The 21,170-nt window shown below is 41.3% G+C and carries 17 protein-coding genes; all 17 read right to left on the bottom strand.

Going from position 1 to position 21,170, the window contains the following annotated elements:
• Nucleotides 1–89: 89 nt before the first annotated feature.
• A complete protein-coding gene (locus NBH14_RS11935) occupies nt 90–1,496 on the bottom strand; it encodes a hypothetical protein (protein ID WP_186959435.1) in 1,407 nt (468 codons plus the stop codon).
• Nucleotides 1,497–1,542: 46 nt separating this feature from the next.
• A complete protein-coding gene (locus NBH14_RS11930) occupies nt 1,543–2,340 on the bottom strand; it encodes a hypothetical protein (protein ID WP_250817458.1) in 798 nt (265 codons plus the stop codon).
• A gap of 329 nt (nt 2,341–2,669) precedes the next feature.
• Nucleotides 2,670–3,956 (bottom strand): methionine adenosyltransferase, encoded by a 1,287-nt coding sequence (gene metK / locus NBH14_RS11925; RefSeq protein WP_009859617.1) that lies wholly within the window; start codon nt 3,954–3,956, stop codon nt 2,670–2,672.
• A gap of 247 nt (nt 3,957–4,203) precedes the next feature.
• Nucleotides 4,204–4,395, bottom strand: coding sequence for a hypothetical protein (locus NBH14_RS11920; protein ID WP_009859618.1), 192 nt, complete (start codon nt 4,393–4,395; stop codon nt 4,204–4,206).
• A 55-nt stretch (nt 4,396–4,450) separates the two neighbouring features.
• Nucleotides 4,451–4,900, bottom strand: a complete 450-nt coding sequence (folK, locus tag NBH14_RS11915; RefSeq protein ID WP_186959437.1) for a 2-amino-4-hydroxy-6-hydroxymethyldihydropteridine diphosphokinase — start codon at nt 4,898–4,900, stop codon at nt 4,451–4,453.
• 10 nt (nt 4,901–4,910) lie between these two features.
• The gene (queA, locus tag NBH14_RS11910) at nt 4,911–5,960 is read right to left on the bottom strand and encodes a tRNA preQ1(34) S-adenosylmethionine ribosyltransferase-isomerase QueA (protein WP_186959438.1); all 1,050 of its coding nucleotides are present in this window, start codon (nt 5,958–5,960) and stop codon (nt 4,911–4,913) included.
• Nucleotides 5,961–5,993: 33 nt separating this feature from the next.
• On the bottom strand, nt 5,994–6,725 hold the full coding sequence (truB, locus tag NBH14_RS11905) for a tRNA pseudouridine(55) synthase TruB (RefSeq protein WP_186959439.1): 732 nt from the start codon (nt 6,723–6,725) through the stop codon (nt 5,994–5,996).
• Between the two features lie 6 nt (nt 6,726–6,731).
• Nucleotides 6,732–7,532 carry an undecaprenyl-diphosphate phosphatase gene (locus NBH14_RS11900; RefSeq protein WP_186959440.1) on the bottom strand — a complete coding sequence of 267 codons (801 nt, stop codon included), beginning with the start codon at nt 7,530–7,532 and terminating at the stop codon, nt 6,732–6,734.
• The gene (locus NBH14_RS11895) at nt 7,529–7,771 is read right to left on the bottom strand and encodes a DUF3098 domain-containing protein (protein WP_128135715.1); all 243 of its coding nucleotides are present in this window, start codon (nt 7,769–7,771) and stop codon (nt 7,529–7,531) included. The genes NBH14_RS11900 and NBH14_RS11895 overlap by 4 nt, the downstream gene beginning before the upstream one ends.
• A 13-nt stretch (nt 7,772–7,784) precedes the next feature.
• Complete coding sequence (locus NBH14_RS11890; protein WP_009859624.1) at nt 7,785–8,663, bottom strand: cell division protein FtsX; 879 nt, start codon at nt 8,661–8,663, stop codon at nt 7,785–7,787.
• A 151-nt stretch (nt 8,664–8,814) separates the two neighbouring features.
• Nucleotides 8,815–9,306, bottom strand: coding sequence for a hypothetical protein (locus NBH14_RS11885; RefSeq protein ID WP_186959441.1), 492 nt, complete (start codon nt 9,304–9,306; stop codon nt 8,815–8,817).
• A 12-nt stretch (nt 9,307–9,318) separates the two neighbouring features.
• Nucleotides 9,319–10,572, bottom strand: coding sequence for a hypothetical protein (locus tag NBH14_RS11880; protein WP_186959442.1), 1,254 nt, complete (start codon nt 10,570–10,572; stop codon nt 9,319–9,321).
• Nucleotides 10,573–10,809: 237 nt separating this feature from the next.
• Entirely contained in the window at nt 10,810–12,324 is a 1,515-nt protein-coding gene (locus NBH14_RS11875) for a RagB/SusD family nutrient uptake outer membrane protein (RefSeq protein WP_186959443.1), read from the bottom strand.
• A gap of 23 nt (nt 12,325–12,347) precedes the next feature.
• Nucleotides 12,348–15,305 carry a SusC/RagA family TonB-linked outer membrane protein gene (locus NBH14_RS11870; protein WP_186959444.1) on the bottom strand — a complete coding sequence of 986 codons (2,958 nt, stop codon included), beginning with the start codon at nt 15,303–15,305 and terminating at the stop codon, nt 12,348–12,350.
• Nucleotides 15,306–15,962: 657 nt separating this feature from the next.
• Nucleotides 15,963–18,224: an alpha-N-acetylglucosaminidase gene (locus NBH14_RS11865; protein WP_186959445.1), complete on the bottom strand. Its 2,262-nt coding sequence runs from the start codon at nt 18,222–18,224 to the stop codon at nt 15,963–15,965.
• Nucleotides 18,225–18,241: 17 nt separating this feature from the next.
• Complete coding sequence (locus NBH14_RS11860; RefSeq protein WP_186959446.1) at nt 18,242–20,332, bottom strand: alpha-galactosidase; 2,091 nt, start codon at nt 20,330–20,332, stop codon at nt 18,242–18,244.
• Nucleotides 20,333–20,443: 111 nt separating this feature from the next.
• On the bottom strand, nt 20,444–21,151 hold the full coding sequence (locus tag NBH14_RS11855; protein ID WP_186959447.1) for a DUF4998 domain-containing protein: 708 nt from the start codon (nt 21,149–21,151) through the stop codon (nt 20,444–20,446).
• Nucleotides 21,152–21,170: the final 19 nt, after the last annotated feature.

Here is a 21,170-nt window from a genome sequence, read left to right as displayed (position 1 = left end):
AAGTACCGGATATATGTATTGATTGTACAGGAAACAGGGCGAAGCAATGTAGGAATCGCCTCGCCTGTTATTATCAGGATATATTCTCCTTATTCAACGACTAACTTATGGATGAATTCCCAGTTATCGTTTACACGAAGCGTTATGATTTGTCCTTTGAAAAGATCTTCAGGCTCTTCGGTTTCTCCTCCTCCGGGATTTTCCGGATCTCCGGGTTTGGCCATTGTCTTCTCGCCAATGGTATATAAATGGTTGCGCACGAAACTATAACTACCGGTCGATTCGTTTGCGATTGCTACGTTATCTTTATTTACAACATTTGTCTGGGCTGTTGCCAAATTTACCGTCCAGTATTTTATAATTGTATTGGCGCCGTCTAATAATTGCAGTTCTAATGTACTCCTATTTTGGTTGGCAAATGGAATAACGAAATTACCGGCAAATACGGTTCCTTTTTTCGCATTAAAATCAGCACGCATAGCTACGGGGATCGCCCAGGTAGAAGCCAGTTCGGTGCCGGCATCCTGATCGTTTAACAGACCATCGTCGTTCGTATCCATCGGATTGGCAGTAAACCAGTCGCTTAATGTAATCTGATAGAGAATAACTGCATTGTCGGCTCCTGCTGCATCATGGAATTTGGCGTTTGCTGTTGCTGAAGTTTTTCCGTTTACGACATATTTCACGTTCGCTCCTCCCGTTTTTCTGAAGCTACTATTGAAATTAGTCATTTCTAATTGTGTGTTTTTTGCTGAGGCTACCAAACGCAGGGTAACAGCGTCTTTATTATCTACTTTAGCCGGAATATTTTTAAAATAACCGAAAGCACCTGCCACCTGGCGGTGGAGATAAAGAACGTTGTTAGCGACATTGGCCGTCAATGTAAAATTCCGATTGGCGTCTACGGTAATTTTTTGGATGGAACCGGCAAATACTTCTTCTCCTTCTGTTGTAGTCGTTGCGGTTACATAGCTAAACGTATTTGCGCCTGACCAGTCTTTTACGATATCGGTAAGAGCCGGAGAATAGGTATAATTAGAGCCGGAAGAGGTATAACCGATCGCATAGACTAAGTAATTACCCGGGTCCAGGCCGACATTACTTCCGTTTGTAATCTCGGTTTTCAGATTCAATGTCGTATAACGCCCATGGTCCGCAGAGCCGTCATTTGCAGAACCGTTATATATAATTCCGGAGGGAGAAGATGCGTCGCTCCACTGATTATACTCTTTATCAAAAACACAGCCGGTGAGAGCATCACCCGTTCCTAAAGAGAATATCGCGACCTTCACTTTATCGATAGTCTGTGTCGCCTCCGAACTGTATAGCGGACGTCCTGCCTTTGTGGTCAGACCGTCACCGGTATTAGCCACACGGAGGATCAATTCCTGTCCTGTTCCGGATTCCGGACCCGGATCATCTTTCGGGTCACCATCGTTACTACATGCAGAGAACAAGAACATGCCTGTCGCTGCTAAACATAAAAACTTCTTCATCATTTTGAAAATTAAAGTGAAACAATAATTGTTACTTACTGATTTGTCAGTTGATTACCAAACCGTGTTGTTGCTCCCAGTTATCGTTTACCAACATGTAAATCAAAAATTCTCCGTTACCGTTGTACACATATCTTAATACAGTCAGTTCATTTCTCTTCAGGATAATATTCATTCCTTTGGGAGAAAAAGTCGGAAGATCGTACGTATCAGTAGCGTAGAAGTTTAGTTTTAACAGCGAATATCGATCTTTTCCGGAAGGCGCCAATACTGTTTTTATAACAGTTTCCTGAACATCCTGCCGGTCAAATCGTTTATAGACGGATGTTGATTCTGTGTAATTAAAGTGACGGTCCACTCGTTTAAAGAGACTGTCAATTGTATTATCGGAATGATTTGCAGAACGAGGTAAATTTACCAGATGAACGATTAATTTACCTTTTACACGTTCCATATCTACAGTATAGAGATAATTCTCCGCATCATATACCAGTGTATCATCGGCCAGGTAAAGGTCATCGCTTTCCCGGTTACCAATGTGTAAAATTGCTTTTTGAGGATCATCCTTTAAAGGACTGTCATCCGATAATCCTCCCCATACGGTAAATACATATTTTCCGAACGGAATATTATCTGGTAATCCGACAGAATATACTTTTTCATCTCCTATTATATTGAATACATTTTTATGTTCAATTACCTCTCCTGTATTGAGATCTGATAAGGTATAATAAAGAGTAGGTATATATTCCCGAAAAGACAGATTTTCTTCCTTATATTCTTCCAACTCCACATTGTTGATATTAAAATAATTTTTATCTTTAACAGCTATATTTATTTGCAAGGGAGGACATGGCTTAATTTCTTCTTTTATACAAGAAATATGCAGCCATAAAGACATAAATAAATATAGATAATTTTTGACACTCATATCTTAACTCGACAACATTTACCGTTGGATATTAAGAACACATCAATAAGGTTTTAAGTTCTCAATTTCTCTTTCATTATTCGGAAATTTTGGAACGGAATATGTTAATTATTTTTCTTAAGTTAAAAGTCTGTAAGTACCCGATAAAACACGATTAAAACGAAAACAAATTCAGGTAACAAGATAAAAAAAAGGATATACCACAGATGGCATATCCTTTTTTAAAATTATTTTTCCGGATATTAAATTCCGAATGCTTCTTTCACTTTATCTACATAATCCAGCTTTTCCCAGGTAAACAACTCTACTTCGCAGACTGTCGGCTGTGGGTTATAACGGGATATAAATGTTTTGGTAACCGTTTCCGGCTTACGTCCCATATGACCGTAAGAGGCTGTTTCCAGATAGATCGGGTTACGCAGTTTCAGGCGTTCTTCAATGGCTTTCGGGCGCATATCGAAAAGATCCCAGATCTTTTCAGCGATTTCACCGTCTGTCATTTTTACATTTGCACGGCCGAAGGTATTCACGAAGATGTTCATCGGTTTTGCGACACCGATTGCATAAGATACCTGTACCAGCATTTCATCAGCCACACCGGCAGCCACCAGGTTCTTGGCGATATGACGGGCAGCATAAGCGGCAGAACGGTCAACCTTCGAAGGGTCTTTACCGGAGAATGCTCCACCACCGTGGGCACCTTTTCCGCCGTATGTATCCACAATGATCTTACGTCCGGTCAGTCCGGTATCACCGTGAGGGCCACCGATCACGAACTTGCCGGTCGGATTCACATGGTAAATGATATCATCGTTGAACAAAGCCTGTACATGAGCCGGATACTGGGCCTTTACGCGCGGTACCAGGATACTCTTTACATCGGCTGCAATCTTCTTCTGCATAGCGATATCGGCTTCTTCCTGGCTAATGCCTTTAGGACCGATAAACTCGTCATGCTGAGTCGATACAACGATCGTATCGATGCGCAACGGCTTGCCGTTGTCATCATATTCAATAGTGACCTGGCTCTTTGCATCCGGACGGAGATAAGGCATTAGGTCGTTTTCGTTCTTGCGGATCTTAGCCAGTTCCCATAACAGGCTGTGTGAGAGATCGAGAGCCAAAGGCATGTAATTCTCTGTTTCATTGGTAGCATAGCCGAACATCATACCCTGGTCGCCGGCACCCTGGTTATAAGGGTCTTCGCGTTCCACACCACGGTTGATATCGCCACTCTGTTCATGGATAGAAGAGAATACGCCACATGATTTCGCTTCAAACTGGTATTCACTCTTGGTGTAACCAATTTTTTCGATCACGCTGCGTGCAACATCCTGCACATCCACATAAGCACTTGATTTAACTTCTCCAGCCAAGACAACCTGTCCGGTTGTAACAAGGGTTTCGCAAGCAACTTTCGAGCTCTTGTCATACGCAAGAAACTCATCCAGCAAAGCATCCGATATCTGATCGGCTACTTTATCGGGGTGCCCTTCGGACACCGATTCGGAGGTGAATAAATAACTCATTACTTTTTAATTGAAAATTGAAAATTGAAAATTGAAAATTAGTAGGGACTAAAGAACGATGTTCAATTAACAACGGGTTATTAATTAATAATGAATTGATAACGGAAGGACCATATATGCCGAACGGCTAAGAAAAGTATCTTGTTTTTAGCATTTTTTCCTGTGGTTGCAAGCAATACAAATCTATCCACATCAATTCGGATGCAAAGATAAGAATAATTGACAATTCAAAATTGAAAATTGAAAATTATTTTTTCTTTTTAGTATTCCGAAGCGCTTTCTTGTATTTATACTCGGCTTTCATTTTGGCAGAGCCTGATTTATGGGTACCTCTCAGAAAGTCAGAATATTTGATTTTCTTGTCGCCGGTATTTTCGTCGCTGGCTTTTTTCTTGAAAACCATTCCTCCACCGGTCAGGATTTTTTCTATATCGTTCATTGTTTTATCTTTTATATTTATGTGAAAACAGTGCGAAGTTACAAAATGTTGCCTTTTATAACAGAGAAATAACAGGCTTTTTAAATACGGGATGAATTACATTCGGGGCAATTTCGGCCAAAGGTTCCATCACGAACAGACGTTCATGCATCAGCGGATGCGGCAAAGTCAGCTCCGGAGTTTGCAGGACCAGGTCGTCATACAACAGAATATCGATATCGATAATACGGTCATGATAGGCTCCGTTACTTTTCTGTGTACGCCCCATCTCTATCTCGATCTCCTGGGTCGCTTTTAAAAGTTCAAGCGGAGACAGAGCCGTTTCAAGCTGCAAAGCCGCATTCAGGAACGTATTTTCCGACTGAAACCCCCAGGGTTCCGTTTCATAAAAACCTGAAAGGGCGAGAACGTCTCCCACCCTTTCAGCTAACAGCGCTGCGGCCGTTATCATATTCCGTCTTTTATTTCCTATGTTCGTACCTAAAGCCAGGTATGCGATAGCCATAAACCGCGTCTTAGATAATCAACATTGCGTCACCATAGGCACCGAAACGGTATCCTTCTTTCAGGGCTACCTCATAGGCATCCATAATCAGATCGTATCCTCCGAATGAAGCAGTCATCATCAGAAGAGTCGACAGCGGCATATGGAAATTGGTGATCATGCTGGTAGCCACACTGAAATCGTAAGGAGGGAAAATGAACTTATTGGTCCATCCTTCGAATTCCTTCAGGTGTCCGTCAGTACTTACCGCCGTTTCTACCGCACGCATCACGGAAGTTCCGACAGCACAGATCTGGCGACCGTCGTCCTTACCCTCGTTCACAATGCTCACAACATCTCCGTTCACGACCATCTGCTCGGAATCCATCTTATGCTTCGTCAAATCTTCCACGTCGATTTCACGGAAGTTTCCTAATCCGGAATGAACAGTCAGGAAAGCAAAACGGCAATCCTTAATCTCCAGACGTTTCATCAATTCGCGGCTGAAATGCAGACCGGCTGCCGGAGCAACCACCGCACCTTCTTCCGTAGCGAAAATGTTCTGATAGCGATCTTCGTCATCGGCTTCCACCGGACGGTCGATATATTTAGGCAGCGGGGTTTCACCCAACGCATACAATGCTTTTTTAAATTCATCATGATTACCGTCATACAGGAAGCGCAGGGTACGGCCACGGGAAGTCGTATTGTCGATCACTTCGGCAACCATCGAATCGTCTTCTCCGAAATAAAGTTTATTACCGATACGGATCTTACGGGCCGGATCGACCAACACGTCCCAAAGACGAAGATCTTCGTTCAGTTCACGCAACAAAAACACTTCGATACGTGCACCGGTCTTTTCTTTGTTACCATATAAACGGGCTGGGAAAACTTTTGTGTTGTTGAAGATGAATACATCTTTTTCTCCAAAATATTCCAACAGGTCTTTAAATACTTTGTGTTCGATCTCCCCGGTGTTGCGGTGTACAACCATCAAACGGGACTCATCCCTGTTCTTTGCGGGATGAAGAGCGATCAGTTCCTGCGGCAAGTTAAATTTGAATTTAGATAGCTTCATAATGTTACTTTATTTATTTTCTTTTTATTCTTATCATTTATCAGAAGGAACCGCTCCGGCTTCATCAGCCACACGATCCCCAATCGCTTCGTCCAGAAAAGCATCGATATCTTCCGGATTCATGCATTTATCCAATGTTATATCTCCGATCCGGGTACGTTCCAATCCGATCAGATGGGCACCCGAATTCAGGGCTACACCGATATCGCGCGCCAAAGCACGGATATAAGTACCTTTACTACACACCACACGGATCTTAATGACCGGCAGGTTGCATTCCAGCAACTCCATCTCATCAATCACCAGTGTCTTCGACTTCAACTCCACTTCTTCACCTTTACGCGCCAGTTCATAGGCACGTTTCCCATCCACCTTGCAGGCCGAAAAGACCGGCGGAATCTGCTGTATCGTTCCTACAAACGAATTCAGTACCTCTTCCACCTTCTCCCGGGTTATATGTTCCGTCGGATATACGGCGTCTATCTCCTTTTCCAGGTCAAAAGAAGGGGTCGTTTCTCCCAGCTTCAGGGTAGCGACATATTCTTTCGTCTGATACTGGAATTCGTCGATCCTTTTGGTTGCCCTGCCGGTACAAACGATCATCACTCCGGTAGCCAGCGGATCGAGCGTTCCGGCATGTCCGACTTTTATTTTTTTCACTTTCAGCTTCCGCGATAATTTATAGCGGAACTTGTTCACCAGATCGAACGAAGTCCACGTCAGCGGCTTGTTAAAATATAATACCTCTCCTGCAATAAAATCCATTCTAATTTACTTCATCAATGTGCATGCAATAGTAACCAGACCGGCTATTGCACAATAAATAGCAAAGTAGATCAACTTTCCTTTCTTCACGATATTGATCATCCACTTACAAGCCAGACAACCAGACAGGAAAGCCGCTACAAAACCGACAACCAGCGAAAGCGTCGGGATATCCCCGGCGATATCTTCACCTTTTACCAGTTTCAATACATCCAACAGGGCCTCTCCCAGAATCGGAGGAATCACCATCAAGAAGGAGAACTGAGCCAGTTTCGCTTTATTATTACCCAGTAACAAACCTGTGGCAATCGTTGTTCCGGAACGTGAAAGTCCGGGCAAGACGGCACAAGCCTGAGACAAGCCGATAATAAAAGCATCTTTCATCGAAATATTTTCTTTCTGCCGGGGTTTTGCATAATAAGAGAAGGCCAGCAACGCCGCTGTCACCAGCAACATGCAACCGACTATCAGCAAACCCGATCCGAAAATAGATTCGACCGTATCTTTGAAAAATACTCCGACAATACCGATCGGTATCATGGAGATCAGGATATTGATCGCATAACGTGTCTCACTGTTCATCTGAAACTTGAACAAGCCGCGAAATATCCATTCGATCTCTTTCCAGAGTATAACTAATGTACTAAATACCGTAGCCACATGGACTACGATTGTAAATGCCAGATTCTCTTCTCCTTCAATTCCGAACAGCGCCGATCCGATAGCCAGATGTCCGCTGCTGCTTACGGGAAGATACTCCGTCAGTCCCTGTACGATCCCCAGCACCAAGGCTTCCAACCAACTCATTCTGCGATTTCTTTACCTTTGCTGTTTTTCAGGATTCCTACAATCATCAGGCCGAACCCGATCACAGTTACTACCGGAGCAACAACGATACGACGTGCACTGAATATCTCCGGGTTAAAACTGGTTGTATCACCAGAACCACCGCCACTCATCAACATAAAACCCACAATGATCACCGCCACTGCAACCGCGATCAGAATAAAATTTTCTTTTCCGAAAGCAAAATCTCTCTTAGCCATCTCTTTTTGTTTATTATATATAATACAACTTATCAACACCCATACGGAGGTACTTGTTTACAGCAAATACGGTAGCCGTTACCGACAACAGGATTCCCAGCAGGAACACCGCCGCATATACAACCAGTAAAGCCTTCACATCCAATAGCTGGATAAAACCGTCCAATTCGTGTTGTAAATAATATAACGAACCGGTCAGCATTAATATTGCCAGGATGGATGCAAAAATACCGCTTACCACATTATAGCGCACAAAAGGGCGCCGGATAAACCCGGAAGTAGCTCCCACCAATTTCATTGTATGGATCAAAAAACGTTTGGAATAAATCAGCAAACGGATCGTATTGCTGATCAGGACAAACGATATAGCCATCAGCATAACAGCCAATGTGAGCAGGATAATGCTCAGGCGTTTCATATTATCGTTCACCATCTGCATCATATCCTTCCGGTAAAGCAGGTCGGATACAGAGGTATATGTTTTGATTTTCTTTTCGATATGCTGTAGGCTGTCCGGGTTTGCATATTCGGAATGCAGCTTCACTTCGATAGATGCCTGCAACGGATTAAAGCCGAGGAAGGTTTCCGGATTCTCACCCAATTCTTCTTCCAGTTCCTTCGCAGCCTGTTCTTTCGATATATATTCGGTAGATTTGATAAAAGGAAGCGCGTCCAGGCTTTTCTGCATCTTCTTGATATCTGCTTCTTTCTGATTATCCTTCAATACAATAGAAAATGATATATTTTCCTTGACATAAACCGACAACTGATTTCCAAGCAACCCCATCAACAAAATCAACCCGAGCAGGAAAAGCACCAGGGCGATACTTATGATGGAAGTAAGACGAGAATTAAAGAAAGAAACCGAGTTAACCTTATTATTTTCAGCCATCAGACGTAACCTTATTATTATTCAATAAATTGGGGAGATACGCACAGGGTGCATACCTCCCAATTTTTCTGCAAAAGAACGAATAAATTGCGAGACAGTAATTACTTTATAATAATTTAACTAATAAGAAGAAAGTTTTCAACTTGCTATTTCACTGATAATCAAAATATTTTTCTTTTTGACGATAAACACAGTAAGCAATGGTTTCTCCCATCTCATTTATTATTATATAAGGAAGATATCTTCCATAAACAACAATTTTACTGATTTTTAGTCGTTTATAATCCAATTTGTATGTATTTCTATAAATACCACCTGGTTTTAATTTCAACACATCTAAAGTGTCAGAAAAACCAAAACCAGAAGGACTATAAAGACCTCTTTTCCCATCTTTATAAACTATATCTAAATAAAAAGGAAGATTATATTTCACTTGGACTATTTCCACCTTAAACTTATAACCATTCTTTATTTGAATAGTCAATTTTTCTGCATCCTTATCAAAAAACCACTCCACAAGTAGCGTTCCCTCCACTTCTATGTCTTTATATTTTTTCATCTCACACTCTTGCGCATAACAGTTATTCATCCAACTAAAAAACAAAAGTATACAAAAAACAATATGCACTAATATTCTTTTCATATCTATAAATATTTATAAGTTATACATTAATGAAGAGTGACCGCCTAATAACATATATCTCCAAAGCATATATTCTCTTTCCGCATCGTACTTAGTTGAGACATTAGGAACAACGAGTCTCTCGGATTTATATGCATTAATTTCATTCTGATAATATTCTGGAGAATATAATTCACTAACTATTTTATCACCTGCTACAAATTGTTGAGGATTTGTACAGTCAAAATACACATACTTTAACAAATAATTTTCGCATTCTATTGGCATAGAAATCAGTAAAGGGGGATCTAAAATCATTGGATCTTCATTAGACAAAGGTTTATCGTGAAGACAATGATAAGCTTCATGGTAGAGTATAGAAGTCTGATCTTCATATTCATAATCAAATAACTTATAACATATTTCAATTCTTTTCTTTCCCGTTTCTTTATCCACTATAACTCGTGCATTGGAACCACATCCTGTTACCAATGCAATCGGTATAGTATCAATGTTACATCCCAATTGCTCAATTTTTTTCTTTATTTCAGGGATTGACTGTTCCCAATTACTTGCATTTAGCTTTTTATTATCATGCGGAGAAGGGGTCCCCCCACCTCCACCACCGATAATAGGTGTTTCACCGCCGATTATCGGATTGTTATCAGTAAAATCGATGACTGTTTCCTGCTTCCATACAGTTCGCTCTTTACAATACAACTCTTTATGCACCTCGACTTCTCCCCATTGAATAATTCCATAATGGCAATCATAATACTCTTTCACCCAACTACGGGTCTGAGGAGATGCCTCAAATTTTATCTTTGCCGTAGATTCATCCCCGAATATATTATAACTTAACTCATCAAATACAAAATCTTGCTGATAATAGCAAATAGAGTCGTTATCGCGGGTGATTGTTTTGTAACGAAGAGTATCTCCTACCAAATCGAAAAACCAGATAGTATTGATGATCTTTTTCGTATTATCCTTATATACCGGGACAAAGAAAGAGATATCCCTCTCGTCTTCTTCCCCCATTGGAATAGCATACTGCCATAATGGATTACCATACAACTCCTTAAACCGATTGAAAAAAGGAATGGTACTATCCACTTTTTGCATAGTAGCCTGGATTTGTAATATATTCTCGTCTAGCGTAATCGAAGATTTTGTAGATAAGGACATAAACTCATTCTCCTCCGGGAAAAGTGGAATATCGTCTTCGCAAGAGCATAACACCAGAAAGAACAACATTAATGCGTAATATAATTGTGTTTGCTTCATACTATATTTCTTAAGGTTAGGAAATTATATATTCCGAGCATTCAGAAACGACCTCCGCCGGGTCTGTTGAGAAGATTGATCGTTTTGGTAAACTATCAATTAGGTTCAATAATTCTTTTAAAATCGGGAATGGCACAATTCCCATTGGACCATTCCCTCTATTTTTTTAAGTGTGTTATGTAAGGTTTTGAATTATATTAAAATTTCATTTCGTGTAAAATAATATTGCCAGGGTTATCAATACCCGGCATTCTGCTGCCCTTTGATCTGCGGATTCGCATCGATCTCATCTTTAGGGATCGGCCATACCCACATATGATCGTCGGCAGACTTTACCATATCCGTACCTAAAGCAGGCAGGTAAGAAATATCCTGAGCTTCGCTTGAAGAACGGTTCAGCCCCTTCTTCCAACGTTTCAGGTCAAAAAAATAAGGCTGTTCACCGAATAATTCGCGTACATACTCATCCTGAATTTCTTTTATCAAAGCATCCCCTTTATAAGATTTATCGCTCCATCCTTTCACACGGGCAGTCTTCAGTTTATTCAACATCGCGGAAGCATTCGTTTCATCTCCCGACATCGCATAAGCCTCAGCCGCAATCAGATACATTTCAGAAATACGGAAAGCCTTGGTCTTATTTATGTTATTGCTCTTTCCTTCATATAATTCAGGGTTACCCGGCCATTTCTTACAATAAGTAATCATAAAATCCGGAACAGTCTGGGCATCGATTGAATCATACGTAAAATAAGCATTATAGCGAATATCATTGTCCTTATCATACAAATTCAATACTGTGTTAGTCGGCAAATAAGAAGGGCGGGGTAATTTATCGATAATACCGCTGAATGCGCTACCCAGGGCGTTCGGTCCTGTTTCCTTGGCTTTCACCATGGCAAACTGCCAGATGGCTTCCGTTCCGTTGTCATGCAACCACATATCAGCATAAGCATCTCCATCTGTCATCAATGGATAGGTACCACTGTTTATCAGCGCGGTAGCTGTAGATATAGCAGTTTGGTAGTCCTCTTTTTCCAATGCAATTCTGGCTTTCAATGCTTTTACCACATCAGCCGTGATATAAGCGGAGTTTATCTCTCCTGCTGTCGTTACATATTCTTCCGCTTTTGCCAGATCGCTGTCGATCTGTTTATAAGTCTCCTCCAACGTGCTACGCCCCGGATATGTTCCGGCAATAGATGGTGTCGAATTATATTCTTCAACAAGAGGAATACCATATTCGTTAGCAGTGGAGGACGGATCATAATTCTTACAGAAATGGAGAGCCAACTCAAAATAAGCATATGCTCTTGTAAAATAAGCATGCCCCATATAAAGCCGGATTTCTTTCCGATCGTCATCCGATAACGAATTATCTGCTAATAAAGCTTCTGCCCCCTTCAACAGGACGTTAGCGTTTGCTATAAAATTATAATTATCGCTCCAGCAACCGGAAAAAGCTCCGTCTGTAATGGTATAGTCCCAGCGGTAAAAAGCACCATACGTATTTCCGTAATCAGCCGTAGCCGTTATCAATCCGGACTGAACCAACGCATCCATAGTATAGCTATTTTGCACATAGCCACGCCATTCCGCATGAAACAAATTACTATATTTTCCACAGTCCTGGACAGACTGAACAGACTGATTGGTAGGTATGCTTGTTTCCGAAGCCAAATCCATATCGCAAGCTGTAAAAGCAGCAAAACAACAGGTAGCAACTGACAATATAATAGATTTTTTCTTCATGATTTTCTTCTTTTTACAAATTATTAGAACGTAAATTCAGCACCAAATGAGAACTGGCGGGTATTCGGATATTTACCCAACTGCAAGTTAGAATCCACTTCCGGGTCCGCTCCCTGATATTTTGTAACAGTCAATAAGTTACGACCTACAGCAAATACCCTGACACCACGGATAAAACCTGTTTTTCTCAACAAATTATCCGGCAAGTTATAACCGATCGTTAAATTCTTCAAACGCATAAACGACGCATTTTCAATCAAATGAGTATCAAATTGAATGGCAGAATTCGCAGCCGGAATATCCGTTATCTGCCCTGGTGTTGTCCACATATTTTCCATTACGACAGCCTGGTTTAACTGTCCGACGAAATTCGGATTTTCAACGAAGTACCGGTTATTGTCAATCATATATTTACCCAGCATGAAAGAAAAGTCCGCATTCAGCGTGAAGCCTTTCCAGGAAAACTGAGTATTGAAACCACCTACCCAGGGAGCAAACTGATTTTTACCGGTAAACACGGCATTATCCTCGGAGTAGGTTTTTGTTTCATTCCCGTCTTTGTCCAGCCATATTTGTTGTCCGTCCTGCGGATCAACGCCTTTCCATCTCACATAATAGAAATCACCATACGTTTTGCCCACCTCATATTTAACACCAGTATTGGCTACAACATATTCATCACGCCCGCCAAACAATTCTGTAATCTGGTTCTTGTTATAGTTTATATTTGCCGAAACACTCCAGAAGAGATCCTTATTGGAGATTATATCATAAGATGCGGTAAGTTCGATACCGCGGTTGAACATACTGCCAATATTTCCCCATCCTGAGCCATGTCCGGTTGTATAAGAGAACGGGATCGTCATCAACATATCCGTCGTCACCTTATTATAGAAGTCAAAATCGACGCTCAGGCGATTAAAGAAACGCGAATTGAAACCGATATTCAGTGTTTTTTGTTTTTCCCAGGTCAGATCGTCATTTTGCACGGAAGAAACTCCGAAACTCTGGTTTCCGTTGTAAAGGCCTGTACCGATCAATCCTAAAGACGGGTAATACGGGTCACCATCAAATGCAGAGTTACCGGTTGTACCATAACTGGCTTTCACACGCAATTCGTCCAGCCATTCTACATCCGCCAGGAACTGTTCTTCCTTCATATTCCACATAGCCCCTACAGAAAAGAAAGAAGCCCAACGTTTGTTTACTCCAAATAAAGAAGAACCATCCGTACGGTAAGAGGCATCCAGATAATATTTTTCATTGAAATTATATTCTGCGCGTGCAAAGAAAGAGTTCATCGTTTTCTTTTTCAGACTGGCACTCGGCGCTTTGTAAGTGGTACCATGACTTACCATGGACAAACGAGAATCCGTTATACCGTCTACACTGGTTCCGAAAGAACTGCCATCGTATATGATCGATTCCTGTCCGACCAAAGCTGTAATATTATGCAACTTATTGATATCGAACTTATATTCAGCCGTATTAGTCAACGTAAAAGAAGAATACCGCTGGAAAGTTTCGGCAGCGCTACCCGAATAATTATTATATCTGGCCGGCAAACTTTTATAGCGATACCTGTAATCAAACGCATCCATAGCTTGAGCGGCACGAATTGTCAAACCCTTAACCGGAGTCAGTTCTTCGAACATATTTCCATAAAGACGAATTTTATTCTTTTCGGTCGGTTGATTTTCCAATAAATAATAGGGATTCCAGAGTCCCAGCACATCCAGTAAATCTTTCCGCTTGCCATAAGAAATGCTGCCATCGGCATTTTCAATAATTTCATAAGGAGTTTCATAAGGGACAGCCCAACGGCTCAAAGTACCCACATTATACCAGCTATTACCGGTACTGGCAAATCCGTTTGTTTCAAAATCTTCATAAGACAAACCTAAATTCAGCCCTACCCGCAGCCAGCTGAACACTTTTGAGTCGATATTACTACGCAAAGTTTCACGGCGCATACCGGAAGCTGGTTCCACACCGTCCGCATCATAATGACTGGCTGAAATAAAATAATTTGTATTATTTGCTACCCCTGTGATACTTGCATCCAATTGCCATGTCGGGGCATTATTCTTTAGGAAATAATCTGCCCAATCGGTGGAAATCCCCATATTCATGTATTTTTCAACCGTAGAAAGATTTGCATCGGGTTTAACTGTTTTCCAGAAATTATAATACTGTGTCGTATTCATCATCTCCGTAGTAGGCAATGCCGGCTGTGAAAAGCCATACTGCCCTTTAACACTAACAGTGGGTTTTGAACCTTTACCACGCTTTGTTGTAATTATCACGACACCGTTTGCCGCACGGGAACCGTAAATGGATGTTGACGATGCATCCTTCAAAACAGTGACATTTTCGATATCACTCGGATTCAAAGCAGTAAAAACACCGCTGGAAATCGGGGAACCGTCCAAAACGAATAAAGGCTCCGTAGAAGAATTGATAGAACCGACACCACGCAAACGCATCGAAACATTTTCGCTCGGTTCGCCGGAAGAGGTGTATACCTGCAAACCGGCAACCTGTCCTTGTAAAGCGTCAGCAAAGTTCGCACTCGGACGATTAGAAATCTTTTCTGATTTAACAGCTGCAACAGAGCCGACCATTGAACCTAATTTCTTTGCCGAACCATAGGTTCCTGTAACCAGCACTTCATCCAGCATCTCTGAAGAGTTTTTCATCCGGATTGTCAGATTCGGAGCGATTTTAACGGTCATCGTTTCCATTCCGACAAACGAGATTTCCAGAACCTTTGCCGAATTCGGGACATTACTCAAATTGAAAAAACCATCAGCATCAGTTACAGTACCGATAGTTGTCCCTTTCACCATCACAGTCGCTCCAATAATCGCTTCTCCATCCTCGTCGGAAAGAACTTTACCGGTTACCTTAGACGACTGAGCCATCACCAAACCTACACCCATTATACAACAGGTAAGCAATAACATCATTCTTCTTCTCATAATTTTACATTTAGATTGTAGTATTAAGTCTATAATACTAAGTTCTCGTAGGACTTATGTAAATCATCAGGATGGTTTACTTTGCGGATGGCATATAATACAATATAAAACAACATGTTAGGTTTCTTGATTTAAGGTAAGGAAAATAAACACCGATCAAGTCTTTTAATATATTTTATTCAACAAATCATAATTACAAAGAATAGGGCAGGAATGATGAATATGCATAAATCAGGAACAGAACCGTATATCAAGTAAATGCCAAATCAATAAAATCATCTAAAGCAAAATTTTCACAACAATATAACCAGTAGAAAAGGAATATATGTTATACGGCAGATTTACTGTATTTTTCCATGCTATTTAATTCATATAAATAAATATATGTATAAATTTGCATTTACTAAGAACGTAGTCCTACGAGAACTCTGTTAATTTATCCTTCTCTCATTGAATATCATTTGACTCGGGTTAATCGTTTCATTTAAAAACCCTGACATTATTCTACTCTGTAAATCAATACAATAACATATAAAAAAAGATATAAACAAAAATTCTTACTTCCAGATGATTTTCCATAATAAACAATTCGGGTGTCAGTTAAAAACAAACCGACACCCGAATAAATAATAGAAGGAACAAATTATAATAATCAGATCATTCGCCCAGATTCTCAAAAATGTCACCTTCCTGAATATTATCAGCTTTCATTTCATCCTGATAATATTCCCGGGCCAGGGTTGCATATTTTTTATACATCTTCAGAGCCGTCCCTATTTCGTCACCCTGCGTGATCGGAGTACGGGCTTTATTGATCCGGGAGACGAACTCCAATTCCCAGTCGCCAAGTTCACTATAGAAATCATTCGCGCGAAAGGCTTCACGGCCATGAGTCATAGGAAGACCTTTTTCCGAATACTCTTTTCCTTCATCCAAATGTTCCTGTAACATGGCATAAAACTTTTCCCAACGTTTCAGGTAATAGCTATCGATCAGGCCGGTCCACTCACGCCAGGAGTAATCGAAGATCAGCGGATCGCCATCAGCTCCCCAGACAGTCACTAATGCCGTGGCATCTTTTTCGAGCAAGTCTTTTTCCTCATTCGTAGTGCCCCAGCTACGGGCATCGGTCAGCCATTTATCGAAATTGAATTCCGGACGTGTACGCAGCAAAACATCTACGTCACGAAGCATTTCCAGAAAACGGTTACTATGTAAAGTGAAAGCCGCTTTGTCTTTCTTTACAAATGCTTCTGCCGCTTTTTTGTGGATGGCCTGTCCCAGGTTCGACATTAATTGCCGCTGAATATCGACCACATCGAAACGATATGGAGTAGAAGCATTCAGCTTATCGGCATCTTTCAAAAGTAAGCCCTGTGCCTGGATTACCAGTAAAGGAGAGTACGGAATGCCTAATCCGGCATTCGGACCTGATTTTTTTACATTCAATGCCGGACGGGCTGCAATAATAGAACTACGTTCCGTACCATTCGTACCAGGACGATACGGACCTTCAAGCAGATGCAACCAAGCCTTATGCGCATTTTCAGAAGCTGCACCATAACGACGCTCCGCATAATTACCCAGCCATTCTTCGATATCCACTTCATCGGCATGAAGCGGCATTTCAAAAGCCAAGTCATAATAAACCGGATTTTGTTCAATCGATTCCATAAACAAACCGGAACCGCAAACATTAGGTGATTTCTGTTTGGCAACAGCATATTGATTAGATGCCAGCAAACGTAAATCGCCATGCAGGTTGATACGGCCTCCGAAGTTATGCAGGTTACCTGCAACTACGGGGTACCCCCAACAAGTATTTTCCTGTCTGCTTCTCCCCCCGTTCAGGTCGAGTATCAGAAGATGTTCTTTGGGAACAGCTTTTACGATCGGCTCGCGAAGGCTCCAGGCCTGCATCGCCCAGGTAGCAGAAGGATCGAAATCCTGAAATAATTTATAGATGGAATTTCCGACGGCACTCAGGTATTCCGGTGTATCGATCGGCGGCCGGCTTTCATGAAACGGATCGGCAGCATACACGCCATGCGCACCGAACAGTTTCTTTTCTTCTTCCAGGAAATCACGACCGAAAGCACTGAACAACGAATCGGTCGGATCCAGCTGCGCGGCACCGGTAAAACCACACCAGGAAGGTTGCAACTGTATTTTTGCATCAGGATATTTATTTTTCAGTTCACGCGGGACATAACCGGAAAATCCTTGCTGTATAGGCTGCATTCCCAATTCCAATTGACGATTGATGACCTTTTTTCCCAGTTCCGCATGGCTGTCTATCCAGGATTTAGGTAACGGGCCGCCATAGCTTTGCAGATTTTGCATCCATTGCCAGGCAAAATGTCCGGGACCAGCCAGGAAGGCACGGGCTTCTTCATCTGTAAAATTGTATTTCAGCAATGTATTATACCAGACCGCTTCAAGTCCGACAACCGACAGCGGCATATTAATGGAGTTCATCGCCATATAATCCAGCTCCTTCTGCCAACGCTCCCAGTCCCACCAGGAGGCGGTATAACTGACGGTACAATAATTCATATACACTCTATACTTGCCATTAATCGTATTTTTTATCACCTTTTCCGGAAGCGGCAATTGTTCCGGTAAATCAAGCTGGTTGCCAAACCAGGAAACATGCGCATTGCAAGTATATTTCAGATATTGATTGTAAGCCGTTGCCAGGGAAACGGTGTTGTTACCCCGGAGAAGTATTTTTCCATCAGCGGATGCAATCTCGTAAGCGTCCTCCCCGTTGACAGGTTCTATCAATTCCAGCTTAAACTGTTGGCCGTAGCCGGGCGTAACACGCTCGATCAAATCATAAGCGGCCTGAATCTGCGGATCTTTTGTACATCCAATACAGAGTAATGTAAGAATAAAGAAGATAATTTTTAGTTTCATTTCGTATCTCTTGTTTGTTATTTATTAGTCTCAAAAGTAAGAATACGCACCTCTTTAGGTTGTAGTTCGACAGTCAACGTATCTCCATAACTCCATGTACCTTTTAAACCCTCCATTCCACTATTCAGGGGAGAAGATAACTTATAATCTTTCACCTGTTTTCCAATACCTATGGAACGATTCATTGTAATCGTCAATTTCTGGGGCTTACCGGAAGGGTTGTGCATGGATATATACCCCAGCTTTTCACTCCAGCCGGAATAACCATACACCTTCTTTTGTCTCGGATCGCCTCCGTACATTTTGACGTGTCCGAAAGCCGGGAAATAATTACCGGCCCATTTTATTCCTTCTGCCAACACATCCCAATCCGATTCTGACAAAACATGTGTCTTGATATACAACTCGATAAACCCGGCTCCACGACTTAAATTCATAAAGAGATAATCGCGAAACTCATCTGCCGATTCTCCGGTTGTCGTTTTCTTCGGTTCATGATTAAAAATCGAATTGATCGGGAATTTAGTATTTTCCGTTTTAAAAACTTCATAATAAACTCCATCCCGGTAAACCAATTCTTCGCTGCGATCAGCCCCTCCTGCCGCATCTCCGCAGTTAATTAACCAGACAACATCAGTATACTGCAACCACCAGGGACTCAGATAAGCACCGTTTGTAATGGCAGTAAATACATTCGGATTTATTTCATGCTGGCGGAGCATTATTTGCATCAAGCGTTCCGTTCCCGCTACCAGATAGTAGGTTTTCAATTCATCATATCGGGTATCATTCAGTCGCGGATCATTGGCTGCAAATCCTTCTGTGTTCAATTGAGGCATCATTGGAGCACCACGGCCATTCAATTCAAAGTCACGAGTATTCAAATGGCCGAAGAGACCGTCGTATTTAAAATAACCGACACCCAGTTTCGTTAAATTCAATATACGTTTTTCCAGCTTATCCATATACTTCGGACCAGCCATCGACATGGATAAGGACAGGGCCTCATATCCACTCTCACGCAAGACATTCACCTGCGAACGGGAACCGAAAAAACATCCCGGACTGAGCCATAATCCCAAAGTCGATTTCACCTCTTTCATTAATTTGAGAGTCTCTTCAAAATCTTTTGAAAATTTATTATTGATACTCCAAACACCATCAGGCTTGTCTAAATCCGGCAGAGAAGTATCTTCCCAACCATCATCGATCACATAGGCTTTTAAAGGTTCCACACCACGACGAGTCACTAACTCCTGCTGGATATGCCGGACACTTTCCGCAAACTTCTGCTCATTCACCCCCGGACCAAAATCGAACCAACTGTTATATTGTACCTGAAGACGAAGGGGCCGGATACGGATATCATCAATATATTCAAAGAAAGCATCATCGATATAATCCGGATCATCCGCCGTCCCCATCACACTTTTATAAGATATATAGGGAATCTCCGGATATATTTGTTTCCCCCACAGATATCCTAACCTCATCTGCTGTTCGGTTACCGTATTAGTCGAGGCCGGAAATTCCACACCCCAATATATACCACTCGTCAACGTATAAACAGGCTGTCCCAGTCCCGGACTCCAATTCCCGGGAGCCTGAGAAGTAATCGCCTTTTTGGTATAAGGTTGATATACATCTTCCAACGAAAGCACATCGACGTCTATACGCTCCAGAGTTATCTCTTTTTTGCTTGTGATCGACAAATATTTATGCAAATAAGGTTTATTATCCGGCAACTCATAATAGACATTCAAGATCAAATCATTTGGTTCGTTAAACAGCGTCACCTGTAACCCCTTACCCGGTTGTTTACGATCCAACTTGTATTCTTTTGTTTTTTCTACTTTAAAATCTTCTGATCGCAAAATAAAATCAGTCCCCACCTTATCAGTCCCCTCTGAAAAGCGCAGAATAAACTCATCACAGGCAACAGGAACCAGCTTCGTACCTGTCTGCTTATTTACGATTTCCGTTGTATGGAGAAAATCTTTTGTTGTAATTTTTCTTGAAAGGTATTTATTTTCAAGAGAATATATTTCCTGTCCAACTGCATAGATACTGAAAAAGCAAAATATACACAACGCTAATATTAATCTCATTTTATACTTTTTATTATTTAAAACTATCTCTGAACATACTAATGGTATGCAAAATAACACCTCTCGAACGTATTATCTGCATACCATCAGTTCATAATCATCTTTCAGTTACTATTCCGCAATCGGGACATGATAAACCGTTGCACTCGCTTCAAAGGTATCCAGAGAGCCAAATGGTTGATAAACAGACACCACAGTGAATTCATCTCCTGCTTTCAAGTTTGAGAGAACAGTCTCCGATGTATCATTCTCCACTTTCTCCTCAACTGTTTTAGGGTTAGACGGATCAGTATTATCTGTATAAATGATCATGGTATGCAATAAAGTCTCGCTCTCTATTGAACTCCAGGTCAACTTAACGCTATTACCTTCTTGAGCTACTACTGTTCGTATTTCCCTGTTTCGCAAAGTCGAAACATATTTGGAACCGTAAATATCTGCTGTTTTTTCTACATTTAACGATTTATGCCCTTCGTCATCTTTTGTCACAAATTTAAAAATATAGCTATTCTCAGGCAGATTCAAATTTGTTTCCATTCGCATAACACCTGGTTGAGTACGATTCACTTCTACAACAGCAGAATCTCCCCCGTCATTCCAGTAAATTACTGTTTTAGTAATACGAGGATCCGCATTGATCATCCAGGTAAATTTAATACGCTCATTTCCGGGATAGGCCTCCAATGAATCTACAACGCCAGTATAGATTTCTTCTCCCCATTTCAGATACTCCTCATGTACATCATTGATATTTTCACAACTGCTTAATCCTATGATGATACAAATAAACCCTGCAATGTTTTTTATTACACTTTTCATTCTGATTCTCATTTTAATA

The sequence above is a fragment of the Parabacteroides caecihominis genome (genome assembly GCF_023656785.1).
In the GTDB taxonomy this organism is placed as follows: domain Bacteria; phylum Bacteroidota; class Bacteroidia; order Bacteroidales; family Tannerellaceae; genus Parabacteroides; species Parabacteroides segnis.
Note: the sequence above shows the minus strand (reverse complement) of the source record. Positions and strands in the feature narration are given on the sequence as shown.

Coding starts and splice junctions, on each gene's coding strand:
- NBH14_RS11935 (WP_186959435.1), bottom strand. CDS start 1,496: ATGAAGAAGTTTTTATGTTTAGCAGCGACAGGCATGTTCTTGTTCTCT.
- metK (WP_009859617.1), bottom strand. CDS start 3,956: ATGAGTTATTTATTCACCTCCGAATCGGTGTCCGAAGGGCACCCCGAT.
- NBH14_RS11920 (WP_009859618.1), bottom strand. CDS start 4,395: ATGAACGATATAGAAAAAATCCTGACCGGTGGAGGAATGGTTTTCAAG.
- folK (WP_186959437.1), bottom strand. CDS start 4,900: ATGGCTATCGCATACCTGGCTTTAGGTACGAACATAGGAAATAAAAGA.
- queA (WP_186959438.1), bottom strand. CDS start 5,960: ATGAAGCTATCTAAATTCAAATTTAACTTGCCGCAGGAACTGATCGCT.
- truB (WP_186959439.1), bottom strand. CDS start 6,725: ATGGATTTTATTGCAGGAGAGGTATTATATTTTAACAAGCCGCTGACG.
- NBH14_RS11900 (WP_186959440.1), bottom strand. CDS start 7,532: ATGAGTTGGTTGGAAGCCTTGGTGCTGGGGATCGTACAGGGACTGACG.
- NBH14_RS11895 (WP_128135715.1), bottom strand. CDS start 7,771: ATGGCTAAGAGAGATTTTGCTTTCGGAAAAGAAAATTTTATTCTGATC.
- NBH14_RS11890 (WP_009859624.1), bottom strand. CDS start 8,663: ATGGCTGAAAATAATAAGGTTAACTCGGTTTCTTTCTTTAATTCTCGT.
- NBH14_RS11885 (WP_186959441.1), bottom strand. CDS start 9,306: ATGAAAAGAATATTAGTGCATATTGTTTTTTGTATACTTTTGTTTTTT.
- NBH14_RS11880 (WP_186959442.1), bottom strand. CDS start 10,572: ATGAAGCAAACACAATTATATTACGCATTAATGTTGTTCTTTCTGGTG.
- NBH14_RS11875 (WP_186959443.1), bottom strand. CDS start 12,324: ATGAAGAAAAAATCTATTATATTGTCAGTTGCTACCTGTTGTTTTGCT.
- NBH14_RS11870 (WP_186959444.1), bottom strand. CDS start 15,305: ATGAGAAGAAGAATGATGTTATTGCTTACCTGTTGTATAATGGGTGTA.
- NBH14_RS11865 (WP_186959445.1), bottom strand. CDS start 18,224: ATGAAACTAAAAATTATCTTCTTTATTCTTACATTACTCTGTATTGGA.
- NBH14_RS11860 (WP_186959446.1), bottom strand. CDS start 20,332: ATGAGATTAATATTAGCGTTGTGTATATTTTGCTTTTTCAGTATCTAT.
- NBH14_RS11855 (WP_186959447.1), bottom strand. CDS start 21,151: ATGAAAAGTGTAATAAAAAACATTGCAGGGTTTATTTGTATCATCATA.